This window comes from Caballeronia jiangsuensis (genome assembly GCF_046030135.1).
In the GTDB taxonomy this organism is placed as follows: domain Bacteria; phylum Pseudomonadota; class Gammaproteobacteria; order Burkholderiales; family Burkholderiaceae; genus Caballeronia; species Caballeronia jiangsuensis.
The window spans coordinates 1-14,745 of sequence record NZ_JAQQDB010000017.1; the positions used below are offsets into that span (position 1 = coordinate 1).

Genomic DNA, 14,745 nt, shown 5'->3' on the forward strand with positions numbered 1-14,745 from the left:
TTAAAGATGAAAAACCTTCCTCTGATACTTCGTGTGAGACTCTTGATACTTTTGCTTGTTGTCTCAGCCCAAAAGACTGAAACCGCACTCGCTATCAAGCGCCCACACTTATCGGCTGTTAGTTTTTAAAGAGCACATCGCAAGACATTCACTACATCAACTTCTGTCTTGCGTCGCTGCATCAGCAGCAGAGAAACGAGATTATGAACAACGTTTCGGTTCGTGTCAACAAGATTCGAAGCGTTTTCTCGTCTTGCCAACCGCGCTCAGCACCTTCTACAACCGATCCCAAGCGCACCACCGATACCGCCCACTCCCGCTTCCTTCGCGTTCATCGAATCGCGAAGGAACGGAATTCTAGTGAGCGAATGCCTCCTCCGCAAGTGAGATGCGAAAAAATAATTCGGCGGCTCTGGACGCCCTCGCCCGCCATCGATCGACAGACCTTAACGGCGCACGATAAAAGCGTCGTCCGAGCGACTACAATCAAAGGTTCACCGCACCAATTAACTTTCGTACTTATATGCGCTCGCGAATCGCAAAACGTATTCCCCCGGATGCCGACAAGCTCGTCAGCCTCTCCCTCGCGCTCTTCGCGTCCGGAAGCCGGGTCGAGGACAGGTTCTGGGAAGCCCGCCTTGACACCCTCATCGCAAAACTCGTGCGTAACGGCAATCAGACGACGCTCGACGCCGCGCTCGACCATCTGCAGCAGAACCATCCAGACGCCTATGGAGCGCTCGCCGATATGGCCGAGACGCACAGCGAGTCATTCAAAATCGACATCGAGGGCGCGCCCCACGAAGCATTGCTCATTTCCGCGCCGGTGCTCGCGTGGACGCGCTACGCGATCCCGTCGGGGGCACTCAAGGGCGACGCCGTCGATGCCCTGCGCACGCAAATGCAGGCGCATGTTCTCGCAGCGGACGCGCGCGTCGCCGTCGCGCCCTATCTCTATAGCATCGACCAGTTGCCGCGACACCACGTGGATACCGCACGCCTCGCGCAACAGTTGTTGCAAACGGTGTTGACCGGCACCGCCGCGCGCCTGAATCTGTCCGATCTTCCCGAAACCTCGCCGATTCTCGCCGACCCGCGATTCCTGCTGGCTCTGGTCGTCGTGCCGGCCGGCGCGGCGTTCTTCCGCTGGCAGGAAGACGAAAACGGCAGCCGCGTCGAGCGTGGTCAATGCCTCGAACAGTGGGCCGCTCAGGGCGGGCCGAGCTTCGCCGCCATCTTGCCTGGCTGCGAATTCGAGTGCCTGCTTCCCGATGCCTACTACTCGGCCTGCCGCGACGCCGACGAGCAGGTCCGTCCCCACACCGTGCGCACCGCAGTCCGATATCTGTTCGACACGCTCGGCACCGCGCCTCAGGATTTACGCGCGGTTATCGCGGGCTTCGGCGAACGGCGCATCGACGAATACCGCATCGGCTTCACGCGGCGCGGCAGCAACGATGTGATCTACGGGGTCGTGTGGCCGCTCTACGGACGCGAAAACGGAGAGTCGGGGATGGACGACGACGCGGCCGATCTCGAAGGCGCCGATGGCCCGGTCGAGGAAATCGTCGAGTTGCTCAAAAAAACAGGCGTCTCGGATGTGCGGCGTCACGCGGGACGCTTCGAGCCGGAGTTCTGCGACGACTGCGGCGTGCCGCTCTACGCGGATCCGCTCGGCGAGATCGTTCATGCCGAGATGCCCGAGGACGCAGAACCGGCGCAACCTCATTTCCACTGATATTCGGCGAAAGCGCCGGTCTCGACCCACGACGAACCCCGCCCTCGCGCGGGGTTTTTTGTGTATTTATGCCTATGCCATTCGGCTAGGGGGCCGAATCAGCCCAAATTTGTCAATATAGCCACTGACGCCGATATGTACGCCGGCGTCGAGTCCCGGAGCCGAGGGGCAACGGGTGTATTGACACGAGGTAAAGCATGATAATCAACATTATTGGTTCCGACGCCGAGCGCCGGGCGGGCCTTAAAACATTGCTGCGCCGTGTTGCGCGCCAGGCGCAATTCACTGAGGCGAAGGATTGGAGACAAGCCCGTTCCGCCTTGAAACGCTCCGAACCCGACATGATCGTGATCGACTGGGCGCCCGACATGCGTACCGGCGACCTACAGCTTCTGCTCGACGAAGCGCCACGCGTGCCCGCAGCCATCATGGTCGACCGCTGCGGCGCCGCGCTCGTCTATGCGCTGATAAGCGTCGGCGCAATGGGCGTGATCCCACGCGCGCTCGACCCGATCCTTATCCTTCGTGCGTTTGAGATGGTGCTCGTCGGCGGCCACTACATTCCGCCCGACGTGGTCGACCCGGAACTGACGCTCGAACTCACGGCCCGCCGCGCTCGAGATATCGCCAAGCTGCCGCTCAAAATCCGCCACCATCCGGCTCTGTCGCCCCGACAGCAGCAGATCATGCGCTGCGTCCACATGGGCAGCACGAACAAGATGATCGCGAAGACGCTTGGTATCAGCGAAGGCACGGTGAAGATCCACCTTGCAAGTATCTTCCAGCAGCTTGGCGCGACAAATCGCGCCGCCGCGGTTGCGATCTACAACGGCGTGCAGAATTCGCACCTCGAAATTCTGCGCATTGGAAGCGAGAGATCCGCGCGTGTCGTCGCGGGGCAGCCAGGCGCAATTCCGTTGCGCCGTCCACGGACGCGTTATCCGTCGCTTCTCGACAACGACGCGGCTGCGCTTCCCATGGCCGCCGAGCCTGAGTCGACGTTCTAGCAACAAACCAGGCAAACGGGTTCGTCCTTTGCGCACACGTTTTACGCGCAACGAGTAATATGCAAGGCATGGGGTTCTTCTACACACCGCTACCGCTATGGCTTACCGTCGGCAGCTGGATCGCAGCCGCGGGCGTGCTCGCGCTCGGACTGCTGCAGCGACCGTTCGCTCGTCTGCAGGATGCGACGCTGCAAAACGTGTGGCTCGGCATCATTGTCGCGGTCTCGGTGCTGTGGGCGTGCAACGCATGGTTCGATGACGGACCCGTCATTCATCTGTTGGGTGCGACGCTGATGGTCACGTTGTTCGACTGGAGGCTCGCGCTGATCGGAACTGCTGCGACTACCGGCCTCGCCGCGGTCGTTCTCGATGCCTCGTGGCTCTCGGTAGCGACCACCTACCTGCTCTTCGGCGCACTGCCCGTCGCGGTCTCGACCCTGTTGCAGCGTTTGAGCAATGCCTGGTTGCCGCGCAATCTCATCACCTTCATCACCGGGCACGGCTTCGTCACTTCGGCTGCGGCGGTGGCGGCGGCATGTGGCGCCACCGTGCTGCTCGAGATGGCGCTCGCTAGCGGCCGGTTCGTCGTTCCTCCGGCGTTCACGCGAGGCTCGCTGCTGCTGGGCGTCGGCGAGGCGCTCTTCACAGGCCTGCTTACCATCCTGATCGCCGTGTACAAACCTGCGTGGATCACCACGTATGACGTGCGCCGCTATCGCCTCGATCGCGGTCCGCGCGTCTAAGTCTCGCGAACCTTGCCCGCCTCGTGCGATCCCATGCCTCGGATATCGGATTCCGGGCGATGGGCACGCGTGCAAAGTACGATAAGATTGAACTCCTTCCCCACACGGCGCATCTTACTTGCCCGTGTCTTCTTAGCGCCAGACTTGATGGAAAGTAACTACGCACCGCGCCGGCTCCTGCGGCTCGTCGGCCGGTTGGCGGTATGCGCATCACTCACATGCGCGGTTTCCGCTTTTGCCGATTCGCTCGACGAGCGCAACGAACTGATTCACCACTTCGTCATCGACTTCAAGGCCAACCCGCTCGTCGCGGATTGCGCCGCGCATGGCAACTTCATCGCCAGCACGTCTTCGGCTTTCGATCACGTCGAATTTCCGCCCGACTCGTTCGATGCCTCCCATTCCGCAATCGAACCGTGGAACGATTCGTTCGACGAGAAGAAGCAGCGAATCAAGGTGGACAACGTGGTGACCGTCGAAGGTCAAGGCATGCCGAAGGACGGGGAGCGCGATCCCACTCCGCTCAAGTTCCGCTGCGGTTATGTCGGCAGCCAGATGCTCGCTTTCGGCTGGAACGATCCGGTGCCGGCGTTGCGTCCACGTGCCGAACCGCGCTCGACCCACAGTACAAAGGGCAAACACGGCACGAAAAACAAGGCGACCACGGGCAAGACGAAGAGCACGTCGAAGTCTTCGGCCAAGTCGACGAAGAAGACGACCAAGAAGCACTAGCCGATTTTTTCCCTGCAACGAAGACACGACAAAAAAGGGCGTGGCCACATAAAGCGGCCACGCCCTTCTTGCATCAGCGGGTTAGTCGCCGGCGTCAGGCGCCGGAAGACTGCAGATGCCACAGGATGGCCTGCAGCATCGACGCGCCGAGCGCCGCGCTACGCGCGCCACTCCAGCCGACGCTCTCATCCGGCAGATTCGCGTTGTCCTTGAACGGCATCTCCAGCGTGAGCGACAAGCACTTGTACTCGTTGCCGATGTACTTCGACGCGAGCTTCAGTGCATCCGTCTGATACTTGCTCGACTCATAGCCGTACACGTCCTGGAAATCCGGGCTCGCCTGCTTGAAGAATTCGACGAACGCCTTCTGTTCCTTCGCCTGCTGCGGCGTGAAACCCGGCAGCATCTCCGATCCCGCGACGAACACATAGGGAATCGCTTCGTCGCCGTGGATATCGAAGAACAGGTCGCAGCCCGTTTCCGCGATGGCCTCGCGCACGGCGAGCACTTCCGGGCTGCGCTCGGCACTCGGCTCCATCCATTCGCGATTCAGGTTCGCGCCCGCCGCGTTGGTGCGCAGGTTGCCGAGCACGCTGCCGTCGGGATTCATGTTCGGCACGATATGGAAGATGGCACGCTCGAAGAGCGAGCGCGCAACCGGATCGCCCGCCCAGTCTCCGAAGCCCGCGAGGCGCTTCACGAGCCCTTCGACGAACCATTCCGCCATCGTCTCGCCCGGATGCTGACGCGCGATGATCCAGACTTTCTTCTTCGGCTCGGCGTCGCCGAAGTCCGGGATGCCGAGCGAGAGCACCGACATCGGGCGGCCCTGCACCGAGCTGCCGAGTTCGGTCAGCGTCGCGAGCGGCATCTGTTGAACCGCGCCGAGAAATTCCGAGTGGCGCTCCTCGCTGTACGGCTCGAAGTACGCGTAATAGATACGATCGAAGTCCGGCGTGTGATCGATCTTCATCACCTTGCCGTCGTATTCCGTCGATACGCGGAACCAGTTCACGCGGTCATAGCTCGCGACCGCCTCGTAGTCGCGCCAGCCTTCCGGGAACGCGCACTGGGCCGCGTTCTCGAAGGTCATCACGAGACGCTCGCCACGCGCGCCGGACACGCGAAAGTAGAACCACTGCGCGAAATCGGCATGCGAATCGGGACGGATGCGCAGCCGAATGTCCTCGGGATCGTCGGCGTTGAGGACTTCGATCGCGCCCGCGTCGAAATTGCTTGAAATGGAGAGTGTCATCTGCGTTTCCTTGCGTGCTTGCCGCGCGGGTCTCAATCCCCGATGCGGCGACGAAATACGTATGTCGTGTCGTTCGACGCCTTCGGGTCGAACCTGTAGCCTTCGCTGTCGAAGCTCTTGAGCGCTTCCGGCTCGTCGACGCGGTTCTCGACCGCAAAACGCGCCATCAGACCGCGCGCGCGCTTCGCGTGAAAACTGATGATCTTGTAGCGTCCGCCCTTCCAGTCTTCGAAGACCGGCGAGATGACAGGCGCCGCGAGCAGCTTCGGCCTGACCGACTTGAAATATTCCCCCGACGCGCAATTCACCAGCACACGCGCGCCGCGCTGCTTTTTCATCTGTTCGTTGAGCGCCGCCGTGATGCGCTCGCCCCAGAACGCGTACAGATCCTTGCCGCGCGCGTTCGGGAATTTCGTGCCCATTTCCAGACGATACGGCTGCAACAGATCGAGCGGCCGCAGCAAACCGTACAGCCCCGACAACACGCGCACATGGTTCTGCGCGAAGTCGAGATCGCCCGCGGAGAGCGTCTTCGCGGCGAAGCCTTCGTACACGTCGCCGTTGAACGCGAGCACCGCCTGCTTGGAATTGTGCGCATCGAAAGTCTTCGACCACTCCGCGTAACGCTGGAAATTCAGCGCCGCGAGCTGGTCCGAGATGCCCATCATTCCGCCGATTTGCTGCGGCGAGAGTTCGCGCAGCCCGTCGATCAACTCGGCGGCGTCATCGACGAATTGCGGCAGCGTGTGCTTCTTGATATGAGCAGGCGTCTCGTAGTCGAGCGATTTGGCGGGAGAGAGAACGATTATCATGGAGGCTCGCCGGCACCCCGCCGGCGATCGTTGGCATAAACCCCTGATTGTATCGAATGGACAATTCCGCCGCGCCGCTGCCGTCGCCGACGCGCGTGGTGCTCGATTCGAATGTGTGGATCGACATCCTCGTATTCGACGACGCCGCCACGCGCCCGATTCACGCGGCCCTCGAAGCCCGCACGCTCGAAGCGCTGATCGACGAACGCTGCCTGCGCGAACTCACGCGCGTGCTCGACTATCCGCAGTTCGTGCGCATGGAGGTCGACAAGACCGCCGCGCTCGCGACTGTCGCGCGCCTGTCGACGCTCGTCGCCGCGAGCATCGAAGAAGACGAGCGTCCGCTGCCCAAATGCCGCGACCGCGACGACCAGAAGTTTCTCGAACTCGCGCACGCGTCGGGCGCGCAGTGGCTGGTCTCGAAGGATCGCGCGGTGCTGAAGCTCGCACGCCGCATCGCGCGCGACTTCGCCTTTCGCATCGCCGAACCGAAACCCTTCGTGCTCGCGTTCGAAGCACAGGCGGCCATCGGCTGATGCTGTCTTAAAATAGTCGCGAGCCCTATTCAACGTCCACATCATCATGAACGCCACGCACGAATTGCCGCCGACACCGCCCGAGCTTTCCTTCCCGTCGCGTCTGCCCAATGTGGGCACGACCATCTTCACCGTGATGAGCGCGCTCGCAACGCAAAAGGGCGCGGTGAATCTCGGTCAGGGTTTCCCCGATTTCGACTGCGATCCGCGCATCGTCGATGCGGTCGCCGGCGCAATGCGCGACGGCCACAATCAATATCCGCCGATGGCGGGCGCCGCGCCCTTGCGCCACGCGATCGCGCGCAAGATCGACGCGCTCTACGGCCGCGCCTATGACGCAGACACGGAGATCACCGTGACCGCGGGCGCCACGCAGGCGCTGCTCACGGCCATACTGTGCTGCGTGCATCCGGGCGATGAAGTCATCGTCATCGAGCCGATGTACGACAGCTACGTGCCGTCGATCGAGCTCGCGGGCGGCAAGCCGGTGTTCGTGTCGCTCGAAGCGCCCGATTACGCGCTGCCCTTCGACAAGATCGCCGCCGCGATCACGCCGAAGACGCGGCTTCTGATGATCAACACGCCGCACAATCCGACCGGCCGCGTATGGCGCGCCGACGACATGAAAAAGCTCGAGGAGATCGTGCGCGACACCAACGTGCTGATCGTCTCCGACGAAGTCTACGAGCACATGGTCTACGACGGCGCGCCGCACGAAAGCGTCTCGCGCTGTCCGGAACTGGCCAAACGCAGCTTCGTCGTGTCGAGCTTCGGCAAGACCTTTCACGTGACCGGCTGGAAAGTGGGCTACGTCGCCGCGCCCGCCGCGCTCACCGCCGAATTCCGCAAGGTGCACCAGTTCAACGTGTTCACGGTGAATACGCCGATGCAGATCGGCCTCGCGCACTATCTCGAAGATCCGAAGCCGTATCTGGAACTGCCCGCGTTCTATCAGAAGAAGCGCGACTTCTTCCGCGCGGGACTGTCGAACACGCGCTTCTCGCTGCTGCCTTGCGACGGCACATACTTCCAGTGCGTCGATTATTCGAAGATCAGCGACATGCCCGAAGCCGAATTCGCGCAGTGGCTGACGAGCGAGATCGGCGTGGCCGCGATTCCCGTGTCGGCGTTCTATCACGAGAGCCATGAATCGGGCGTCGTGCGCTTTTGCTTCGCGAAAAAGGAAGAAACGCTCGCGCTCGCGCTCGAACGTCTCGCCAGACTCTGAGCGACGGCGCGAGCGCCGAACCGTCTCGAACCCGACGCCACGCGCGTTCCCATCTCCGAGGAGCAGAACCGCATCATGAGCCAGCACGACTACAGGATCGAGACGCTCGGTATCGTCGGCAGCGGCGCGATGGGGCGCGGCATCGCGCAGATCGCGGCGCTCGGCGGACTGAACGTGCATGTCTACGACACCAATCCGAAAGCGCTCGCCGCCGCGCGCGCGTATCTGTCGGAGACGTTCGCGAAGCTCACCGCCAAGGGCAAGCTCAAGGAAGCCGACGCGCACGCCGCGCTCGCGCGCATCCGCGATGCGGGCGACGCGAGCGAACTGGCCGATTGCGACGCCATCGTCGAGGCGATCGTCGAGAATCTCGACATCAAGCGCGAACTGTTCCGCGAGCTCGAAGCGGTGGTCGGCGAGCATTGCATTCTCGCGTCGAATACCTCGTCGCTGTCGATCACCGCGATCGCCGCCGGCTGCGCGCATCCGGGGCGCGTCGCGGGCTTTCACTTCTTCAATCCGGTGCCGCTGATGCGTGTAGTGGAAGTCATCGACGGCCTGCGCGGCGACCCGCGCGCCGGCGACGCACTGATGGACCTCGCGCGCCGCATGGGTCACACGCCGGTGCGCGCGAAGGACATGCCGGGCTTCATCGTCAATCACGCCGGGCGCGGCATGAACACCGAGGGCCTGCGCGTGGCGAGCGAAGGCGTCGCGAGCTTCGCGGATATCGACCGCATCATGCGCGAGCAGGCGGGCTTTCGCCTCGGGCCGTTCGAACTGCTCGATCTCACCGCGCTCGACGTCTCGCATCCGGTGATGGAATCGATCTATCACCAGTTCTATGAAGAGCCGCGCTTCAAGCCGTCGCCGATCACCGGCACGCGGCTCGCGGGCGGTCTCATCGGGCGCAAGGCGGGCGAGGGATTTTATCGATATGTCGATGGCAAGCAGGACGTGCCGCCGGAACCCGCCGCGCCCACGCAGCTGCCGACGCACGTCTGGATCAGCCGCGCGTCGCACGCCGGCCGCGAGGAGGTGCTGAAGCTGATCGCCAAATGCGATTGCTCCGTCCACATCGACGCGGGCCACACGCCCGAGCCGGAATCACTCATTATCGTGACGCCGCTCGGCCTCGATGCGACGACCGCCGCCGTCAACGAACATCTCGACGCCACGCGCGTCGTCGCCGTCGATACGCTCTTCCCGCTCGATACCGTCGCGCGCCGCACGATCATGACGACGCCCGCGACCTCGCCCGCCATGCGCGACGCCGCGCACGCCCTCTTCTCGTTCGACGGCGTGCCCGTCACCGTGATCCGCGATTCGACCGGCTTCGTCGCTCAGCGCGTGGTGGCGACGATCGTGAACATCGGCTGCGATATCGCGCAGCAAGGCATCGCGACGCCCGAGGACATCGACCTCGCGGTGACGCTCGGCCTCGGCTATCCGCGCGGCCCGCTCGCGCTCGGCGACGCCATCGGCGCGACGACCATCCTGACCATCCTGCGCAACATCCACGCCGTACTCGGCGACCCGCGCTACCGGCCGGCGCCCTGGCTCACGCGGCGGGCGCAGCTCGGACTTTCGCTTACCCATATCGAGGAGCTCAGATGAGCGCCGAATTACTGACAGACCGTCCCGCGGGCAGCGACACCACGCTCGTGCTCAAGTTGTCCAATCCCGGCGCGCGCAATGCGCTGCATCCGGACATGTACGCCGCGGGCATCGAGGCGCTGAACACGGCGGAGCGCGACAACAGCGTGCGCGCGATCGTGCTGACCGGCGCCGACAATTTCTTCTGCGCGGGCGGCAATCTGAATCGCCTGCTCGAGAACCGCGCGCAGGATCCGTCGGTGCAAGGCGCGAGCATCGACTTGCTGGCGGAATGGATCAGCGCGCTGCGCGCATCGACGAAACCGGTGATCGCGGCTGTCGAAGGCGCGGCCGCGGGCGCGGGCTTTTCGCTTGCGCTCGCGTGCGATCTGATCGTCGCCGCCGATGACGCCAGGTTCGTCATGTCGTATGCGCGCGTCGGCCTTACGCCCGACGGCGGCGCATCGTGGTTCCTGTCGCGCGCGCTGCCGCGCACGCTCGCAAGCGAAGTGCTGCTCGAAGCGAAGCCGATCGGCGCGGCGCGCCTGCACGAAGTCGGCGTCGTGAACCGGCTGACGAAGAAAGGCATCGCGCTCGATGCGGCCATCGCGTGGGCCGACGATCTCGGCAGCGTGTCGCCGAAAGCGATGGCGCGCATCAAGTCGCTGATCAGCGCCGCCGACGTGCAGCCGCTCGCCGCGCATCTCGACATGGAACGCGACAGTTTCGTCGATGCGCTCCATCACGGCGATGCGCTCGAAGGCATCACCGCGTTCCTCGAAAAGCGCCAGCCGAATTATCGTTAAGCTCATGGCTCAGTACGAATTGCCGAAGCGCCGCCGCATCTTTCTGATGCGTCATGGCGACGTCACTTATTTCGACGACAGCGGCCGCGCGATCGATCCTGAAAGCGTCCCGCTCAACGAACAGGGACGCGAGGAAGCGAGCGCCGCGGGCCGCGAGTTCGCCGCGCAAAAGATCCACTTCGATCGCGTGATCGTGAGCGGATTGCCGCGCACGGTGGAAACGGCGCGTCGCGTGCTCGCGGAAACGGGTCAATCGATCGAGCCGGAAATCTGGCCCGAGTGGCAGGAGATTCGCGGCGGCAAGCTCAAGGACCTCACGACATCGGACATCGAGCGCGCGTTTCTTTCGGTGTTCGATGGCGTCGTGCCGGAAGAAACACAATTTCTCGGCGGCGAGACGATCGGCCAGTTGCTCGATCGCGCGCTGCCCGCGGTTGCGCGCCTGCGCGATGATCGCTCGTGGGACACGGTGCTGCTCGTGCTGCACGGCGGCGTCAATCGCGCGCTGCTCTCGCATGCGATCACAGCCGGCGGGCGCGCGTTCTTCGGGCATCTGTCGCAGGCGACGGGCTGCATCAACGCACTCGACGTCGGCGACAAATCGAGCGACTGGATCGTGCACGCGATCAATCATTCGCCGCCCTCGCCGCTGCACGCCGACGTGCGCAACACGACGATGGAACTGCTCTATGCGCAGTTCGTACGCTACAAGGCCGTCGACATGAAGTGATGGCGACGCAAAAACGGAGGAGACGATGCAGGACGAAGAAAAGAACAAGCACTCCGATTTTTCCGCGTTCGAAGGAACGCGCCCGGTGCAGGACAAACAGCGCTTCGACATCGATGCCCTCTCGACATGGCTCGCAGCGAACGTCGATGGCTTCGGCGGCCCGCTGACCGTCGAGCAGTTCGCGGGCGGTCAGTCGAACCCAACATTCAAGCTCGTCACGCCCGCGCAAAGCTATGTGATGCGCGCGAAGCCCGGACCCGTGGCGAAACTTTTGCCTTCCGCGCATGCGATCGAGCGTGAGTATCGCGTGATGGACGCGCTCGCCTCCACCGACGTCCCGGTCGCGCGCATGCTCGCGTTGTGCGAGGACGAAAGCGTGATCGGCCGTGCGTTCTATGTGATGGAGTTCGTGCAGGGCCGGGTGCTGTGGGATCAGTCGCTGCCCGGCATGACGCCCGCCGAACGCGCCGCGATCTACGACGAAACGAATCGCGTGATCGCCGCGCTTCATACGGTCGATATCGAAGCCGCCGGACTGTCGGGCTACGGCAAGCCGGGCAACTACTTCGAGCGACAGATCGGGCGCTGGAGCAAGCAGTATGTCGCGTCGGAGACCGAAAAGATCGATGCGATGGATCGCCTGATCGAATGGCTGCCGCAGCACATTCCGCAGACGCAAGGCGCGCGCGTGAGTGTCGTGCACGGCGACTATCGGCTCGACAATCTGATCTTCCATCCGGACGAGCCGCGCGTGCTGGCCGTGCTCGACTGGGAACTCTCGACGCTCGGCGATCCGCTCGCCGATTTCGCGTATCACTGCATGGCGTGGCATGTCGATCCGTCGCAGTTTCGCGGCATCGCCGGGCTCGACTGGGCCGCGCTCGGCATCCCCGATGAAGCCGCCTATGTGAAGTGCTATTGCGAGCGCACGGGCTTCACGATCGAAGGCGACTGGAACTTCTATCTCGCCTACAACATGTTCCGCATCGCCGCGATCCTGCAGGGCATCATGAAGCGCGTCGTCGATGGCACGGCCGCGAGCGCGCAAGCCGTCGACGCGGGCAAGCGCGCACGGCCGATGGCCGAACTCGCGTGGCAATACGCGCAGAAAGTCGGCCGATAAAAGCGAGGGAGACAAGCCATGAACTTCGACTACACGCCCAAGGTGCAAGCGTTGCGCGAAAGGCTGCTCGCGTTCTTCGATGCACACATCTATCCGAACGAACGCGCTTACGCCGACGAAATCGCGGCCAATCGCGCGGCGGGCAATGCGTGGATGCCGACGCGACTGATCGAAGGCCTGAAGGAAAAGGCGCGCGCCGAAGGACTCTGGAATCTCTTTCTGCCTGCATCGGAACGTGGCGCGGGCCTGACGAATCTCGAATACGCGCCGCTCTGCGAAATCATGGGCCGCGTGCCGTGGGCGCCGGAAGTGTTTAACTGCGGCGCGCCCGACACGGGCAACATGGAGACCATCGAACGCTACGGCACCGATGCGCATAAGGCGCAATGGCTCGAACCGTTGTTGCGCGGCGAAATCCGCTCGGCGTTTCTGATGACCGAGCCGGAAGTCGCGTCGTCGGATGCGACCAACATCCGTTGCAGCATCGTGCGCGACGGCGACAGCTATGTCATCGACGGCCACAAGTGGTGGTCATCGGGCGCGGGCGATCCGCGCTGCAAGGTGTATATCGTGATGGGCAAGACCGACACGCAAGCGCCGAAACACGCGCAACAGTCGATGATTCTCGTGCCCGCCGATGCGAGCGGCATCACGGTGCATCGGCCGCTAAGCGTCTTCGGTTACGACGACGCCCCGCACGGCCACATGGACGTCACGCTCGACCACGTGCGCGTGCCCGCGGCGAACATGCTCCTGGGCGAAGGACGCGGTTTCGAGATCGCGCAGGGCCGCCTCGGGCCGGGGCGCATTCATCATTGCATGCGCCTGATCGGACTCGCGGAACGCGCGCTGGAACTGATGACGAAGCGCACGCTCGGACGCGTCGCGTTCGGCAAGCCGATCGCGCATCATGGCGTGACGCAGGAGCGTATCGCCGAGGCGCGGATCATGATCGAACAGGCGCGGCTTCTGACGCTCAAGGCCGCGTACATGATGGACACGGTCGGCAACAAGGGCGCGCGCGGCGAGATCGCGATGATCAAGGTCGTTGCGCCGAATGTCGCGTGTCAGGTGATCGACTGGGCGATCCAGGCGCACGGCGCGGGCGGCGTCAGCGATGACTTTCCGCTGGCGTATGCGTATGCGTCGGCGCGTACGTTGCGGCTCGCCGATGGGCCCGACGAAGTGCATCGTAATGCTATCGCGAAGCTGGAGTTTGGTAAGTTCGCGGATGTTTGAGGACTCGGCGGATGCGTCGCGATAGCGGCTCTCGCGCGTGGGCTATGGCGGGTTCGTGCGAATGCTTGGATTTTGTCGCCGGATCCCGGGTTCGTGTCGGTCTATTTGTGTTGCCCCTGTGCGGGGCGGCAGTCACTTTCTTTGCTGCTGCAAAGAAAGTAACCAAAGAAACAGCTATCCCCAGCCTAAGCACTTCACACCGGCCGCGGCACAGGCGATTAGCCTAATGGCCCGGCAGTAGCGAGTGCCCTCGTAGGTCTCGCGAGGCTTGGACCGCGCACGGTCCGCCGCTCCAATTGTTTAAGCGTGCTGGTTCAGCACGAAATAGCTTCGGCACAGCGCTACGCGCTGCCGTTGGGTATGCAGGGGAAACCAACGGAGCACATGTGCAGTGCATTGAGATGGCGGCGTCAGCAAGGAAGAGCGCGCAAACCCGATTGAGCGGTCGGCCGCGAAGCGGGCCGGAGCCATTTGGTGCTGAACCAGTTTGTTCTGTAGTGCGATGTGTCAGACCGTGCGCGAGCCAAGCCCGGTAGGTCCTTCGAGGGCGACACTTAGGCGAGTGCCACCGCGGGCTGGCAAGCATGGCCAACGTGCGTGTGACCGCGGGCGGTGAGAAGCTGCTTTCTTTGGTTACTTTCTTTGCAGCAGCAAAGAAAGTGACCCCCGCCCCGGGGAGGGGCAGTGCTAATAAACCGACACGAACCCGGGATCCGGCGAACGCCCCAACCACTCTCATCCCTCGCCGCCCGGATTACGCAACCCGAACAGCGCAGCAGAATCCACCGTCAGCACGACCTCGCCATGCTGGTTGTGCGCTTCCCATCGCGTCTGCACGATCCCGCGATCCGGCTTGCTCTTCGACACGCGCTTGTCGAGCACGCGCACGGTAAGCCGCACCGTATCGCCGACGCGCACGGGCTTGATCCACCGAATGTTATCGAGGCCGGGGGAGCCCATCGAGGTCGAATCGCCGACCATGTCGCGCACAAGAATGCCCATCATCGCGGAACACGTGTTCCAGCCGCTCGCGACAAGTCCGCCAAAATGCGACGCCTCGCCAGCCGCCTCCGACAGATGAAAAGGCTGCGGATCATAACGCTCGGCGAATCCGACGATCTCTTCTCTCGTGAACGTGTGCGCGCTCAACTGCACTGCGCTGCCGATGTCGAAATCTTCATAAGCGTATTTCATGCAAAA

14 protein-coding genes are annotated in these 14,745 nt (G+C 63.2%); 11 read left to right on the forward strand and 3 right to left on the reverse strand.

The annotated features are described in order from the left end of the window. Positions 1-523 precede the first annotated feature (523 nt). The 4 genes from PQR08_RS19130 (at position 524) to PQR08_RS19145 (ending at position 4,220) form a co-directional block, all read left to right on the forward strand. A complete protein-coding gene (locus tag PQR08_RS19130; RefSeq protein WP_250483748.1) occupies positions 524-1,738 on the forward strand; it encodes a DUF2863 family protein in 1,215 nt (404 codons plus the stop codon). Between the two features lie 197 nt (positions 1,739-1,935). Further along, positions 1,936-2,745, forward strand: a complete 810-nt coding sequence (locus PQR08_RS19135) for a response regulator transcription factor (RefSeq protein WP_187609790.1) — start codon at positions 1,936-1,938, stop codon at positions 2,743-2,745. A 68-nt stretch (positions 2,746-2,813) separates the two neighbouring features. Continuing rightward, positions 2,814-3,488, forward strand: a complete 675-nt coding sequence (locus PQR08_RS19140; protein WP_029672580.1) for an energy-coupling factor ABC transporter permease — start codon at positions 2,814-2,816, stop codon at positions 3,486-3,488. Positions 3,489-3,635: 147 nt separating this feature from the next. Beyond that, positions 3,636-4,220, forward strand: coding sequence for a BspC domain-containing protein (locus tag PQR08_RS19145; RefSeq protein ID WP_187609791.1), 585 nt, complete (start codon positions 3,636-3,638; stop codon positions 4,218-4,220). Between the two features lie 94 nt (positions 4,221-4,314). Here PQR08_RS19145 and PQR08_RS19150 read toward each other — a convergent pair whose 3' ends face one another. Both PQR08_RS19150 and yaaA read right to left on the reverse strand, forming a co-directional pair. Continuing rightward, positions 4,315-5,475 carry a M14 family metallopeptidase gene (locus PQR08_RS19150; protein WP_238293827.1) on the reverse strand — a complete coding sequence of 387 codons (1,161 nt, stop codon included), beginning with the start codon at positions 5,473-5,475 and terminating at the stop codon, positions 4,315-4,317. A gap of 32 nt (positions 5,476-5,507) precedes the next feature. After that, positions 5,508-6,287: a peroxide stress protein YaaA gene (gene yaaA / locus PQR08_RS19155; protein ID WP_250483749.1), complete on the reverse strand. Its 780-nt coding sequence runs from the start codon at positions 6,285-6,287 to the stop codon at positions 5,508-5,510. Positions 6,288-6,343: 56 nt separating this feature from the next. Here yaaA and PQR08_RS19160 point away from each other — a divergent pair, with 56 nt between their 5' ends. From PQR08_RS19160 to PQR08_RS19190, 7 genes are all read left to right on the forward strand, one after another. Further along, positions 6,344-6,823 carry a putative toxin-antitoxin system toxin component, PIN family gene (locus PQR08_RS19160; protein ID WP_250483750.1) on the forward strand — a complete coding sequence of 160 codons (480 nt, stop codon included), beginning with the start codon at positions 6,344-6,346 and terminating at the stop codon, positions 6,821-6,823. Between the two features lie 46 nt (positions 6,824-6,869). Continuing rightward, positions 6,870-8,051, forward strand: a complete 1,182-nt coding sequence (locus PQR08_RS19165) for a pyridoxal phosphate-dependent aminotransferase (protein ID WP_250483751.1) — start codon at positions 6,870-6,872, stop codon at positions 8,049-8,051. A 75-nt stretch (positions 8,052-8,126) separates the two neighbouring features. Beyond that, the gene (locus tag PQR08_RS19170; RefSeq protein ID WP_250483752.1) at positions 8,127-9,668 is read left to right on the forward strand and encodes a 3-hydroxyacyl-CoA dehydrogenase; all 1,542 of its coding nucleotides are present in this window, start codon (positions 8,127-8,129) and stop codon (positions 9,666-9,668) included. Continuing rightward, a complete protein-coding gene (locus tag PQR08_RS19175; RefSeq protein WP_238214863.1) occupies positions 9,665-10,453 on the forward strand; it encodes an oxepin-CoA hydrolase, alternative type in 789 nt (262 codons plus the stop codon). The genes PQR08_RS19170 and PQR08_RS19175 overlap by 4 nt, the downstream gene beginning before the upstream one ends. A 4-nt stretch (positions 10,454-10,457) precedes the next feature. Beyond that, positions 10,458-11,183: a histidine phosphatase family protein gene (locus PQR08_RS19180; protein WP_250483753.1), complete on the forward strand. Its 726-nt coding sequence runs from the start codon at positions 10,458-10,460 to the stop codon at positions 11,181-11,183. A gap of 25 nt (positions 11,184-11,208) precedes the next feature. Beyond that, positions 11,209-12,306: a phosphotransferase gene (locus tag PQR08_RS19185; protein ID WP_250483754.1), complete on the forward strand. Its 1,098-nt coding sequence runs from the start codon at positions 11,209-11,211 to the stop codon at positions 12,304-12,306. 18 nt (positions 12,307-12,324) lie between these two features. Beyond that, positions 12,325-13,545, forward strand: coding sequence for an acyl-CoA dehydrogenase family protein (locus PQR08_RS19190; RefSeq protein WP_250483755.1), 1,221 nt, complete (start codon positions 12,325-12,327; stop codon positions 13,543-13,545). Positions 13,546-14,280: 735 nt separating this feature from the next. On the opposite strand, the gene PQR08_RS19195 is transcribed toward PQR08_RS19190, so the two are convergent. Next, positions 14,281-14,739, reverse strand: coding sequence for a MaoC family dehydratase (locus PQR08_RS19195; RefSeq protein WP_029672467.1), 459 nt, complete (start codon positions 14,737-14,739; stop codon positions 14,281-14,283). Positions 14,740-14,745 lie beyond the last annotated feature (6 nt).

What these genes read in the sequence shown, in the direction of transcription:
- PQR08_RS19130 (WP_250483748.1), top strand. Translation starts at nt 524, where the DNA reads ATGCGCTCGCGAATCGCAAAACGTATTCCCCCGGATGCCGACAAGCTC.
- PQR08_RS19135 (WP_187609790.1), top strand. Translation starts at nt 1,936, where the DNA reads ATGATAATCAACATTATTGGTTCCGACGCCGAGCGCCGGGCGGGCCTT.
- PQR08_RS19140 (WP_029672580.1), top strand. Translation starts at nt 2,814, where the DNA reads ATGGGGTTCTTCTACACACCGCTACCGCTATGGCTTACCGTCGGCAGC.
- PQR08_RS19145 (WP_187609791.1), top strand. Translation starts at nt 3,636, where the DNA reads ATGGAAAGTAACTACGCACCGCGCCGGCTCCTGCGGCTCGTCGGCCGG.
- PQR08_RS19150 (WP_238293827.1), bottom strand. Translation starts at nt 5,475, where the DNA reads ATGACACTCTCCATTTCAAGCAATTTCGACGCGGGCGCGATCGAAGTC.
- yaaA (WP_250483749.1), bottom strand. Translation starts at nt 6,287, where the DNA reads ATGATAATCGTTCTCTCTCCCGCCAAATCGCTCGACTACGAGACGCCT.
- PQR08_RS19160 (WP_250483750.1), top strand. Translation starts at nt 6,344, where the DNA reads ATGGACAATTCCGCCGCGCCGCTGCCGTCGCCGACGCGCGTGGTGCTC.
- PQR08_RS19165 (WP_250483751.1), top strand. Translation starts at nt 6,870, where the DNA reads ATGAACGCCACGCACGAATTGCCGCCGACACCGCCCGAGCTTTCCTTC.
- PQR08_RS19170 (WP_250483752.1), top strand. Translation starts at nt 8,127, where the DNA reads ATGAGCCAGCACGACTACAGGATCGAGACGCTCGGTATCGTCGGCAGC.
- PQR08_RS19175 (WP_238214863.1), top strand. Translation starts at nt 9,665, where the DNA reads ATGAGCGCCGAATTACTGACAGACCGTCCCGCGGGCAGCGACACCACG.
- PQR08_RS19180 (WP_250483753.1), top strand. Translation starts at nt 10,458, where the DNA reads ATGGCTCAGTACGAATTGCCGAAGCGCCGCCGCATCTTTCTGATGCGT.
- PQR08_RS19185 (WP_250483754.1), top strand. Translation starts at nt 11,209, where the DNA reads ATGCAGGACGAAGAAAAGAACAAGCACTCCGATTTTTCCGCGTTCGAA.
- PQR08_RS19190 (WP_250483755.1), top strand. Translation starts at nt 12,325, where the DNA reads ATGAACTTCGACTACACGCCCAAGGTGCAAGCGTTGCGCGAAAGGCTG.
- PQR08_RS19195 (WP_029672467.1), bottom strand. Translation starts at nt 14,739, where the DNA reads ATGAAATACGCTTATGAAGATTTCGACATCGGCAGCGCAGTGCAGTTG.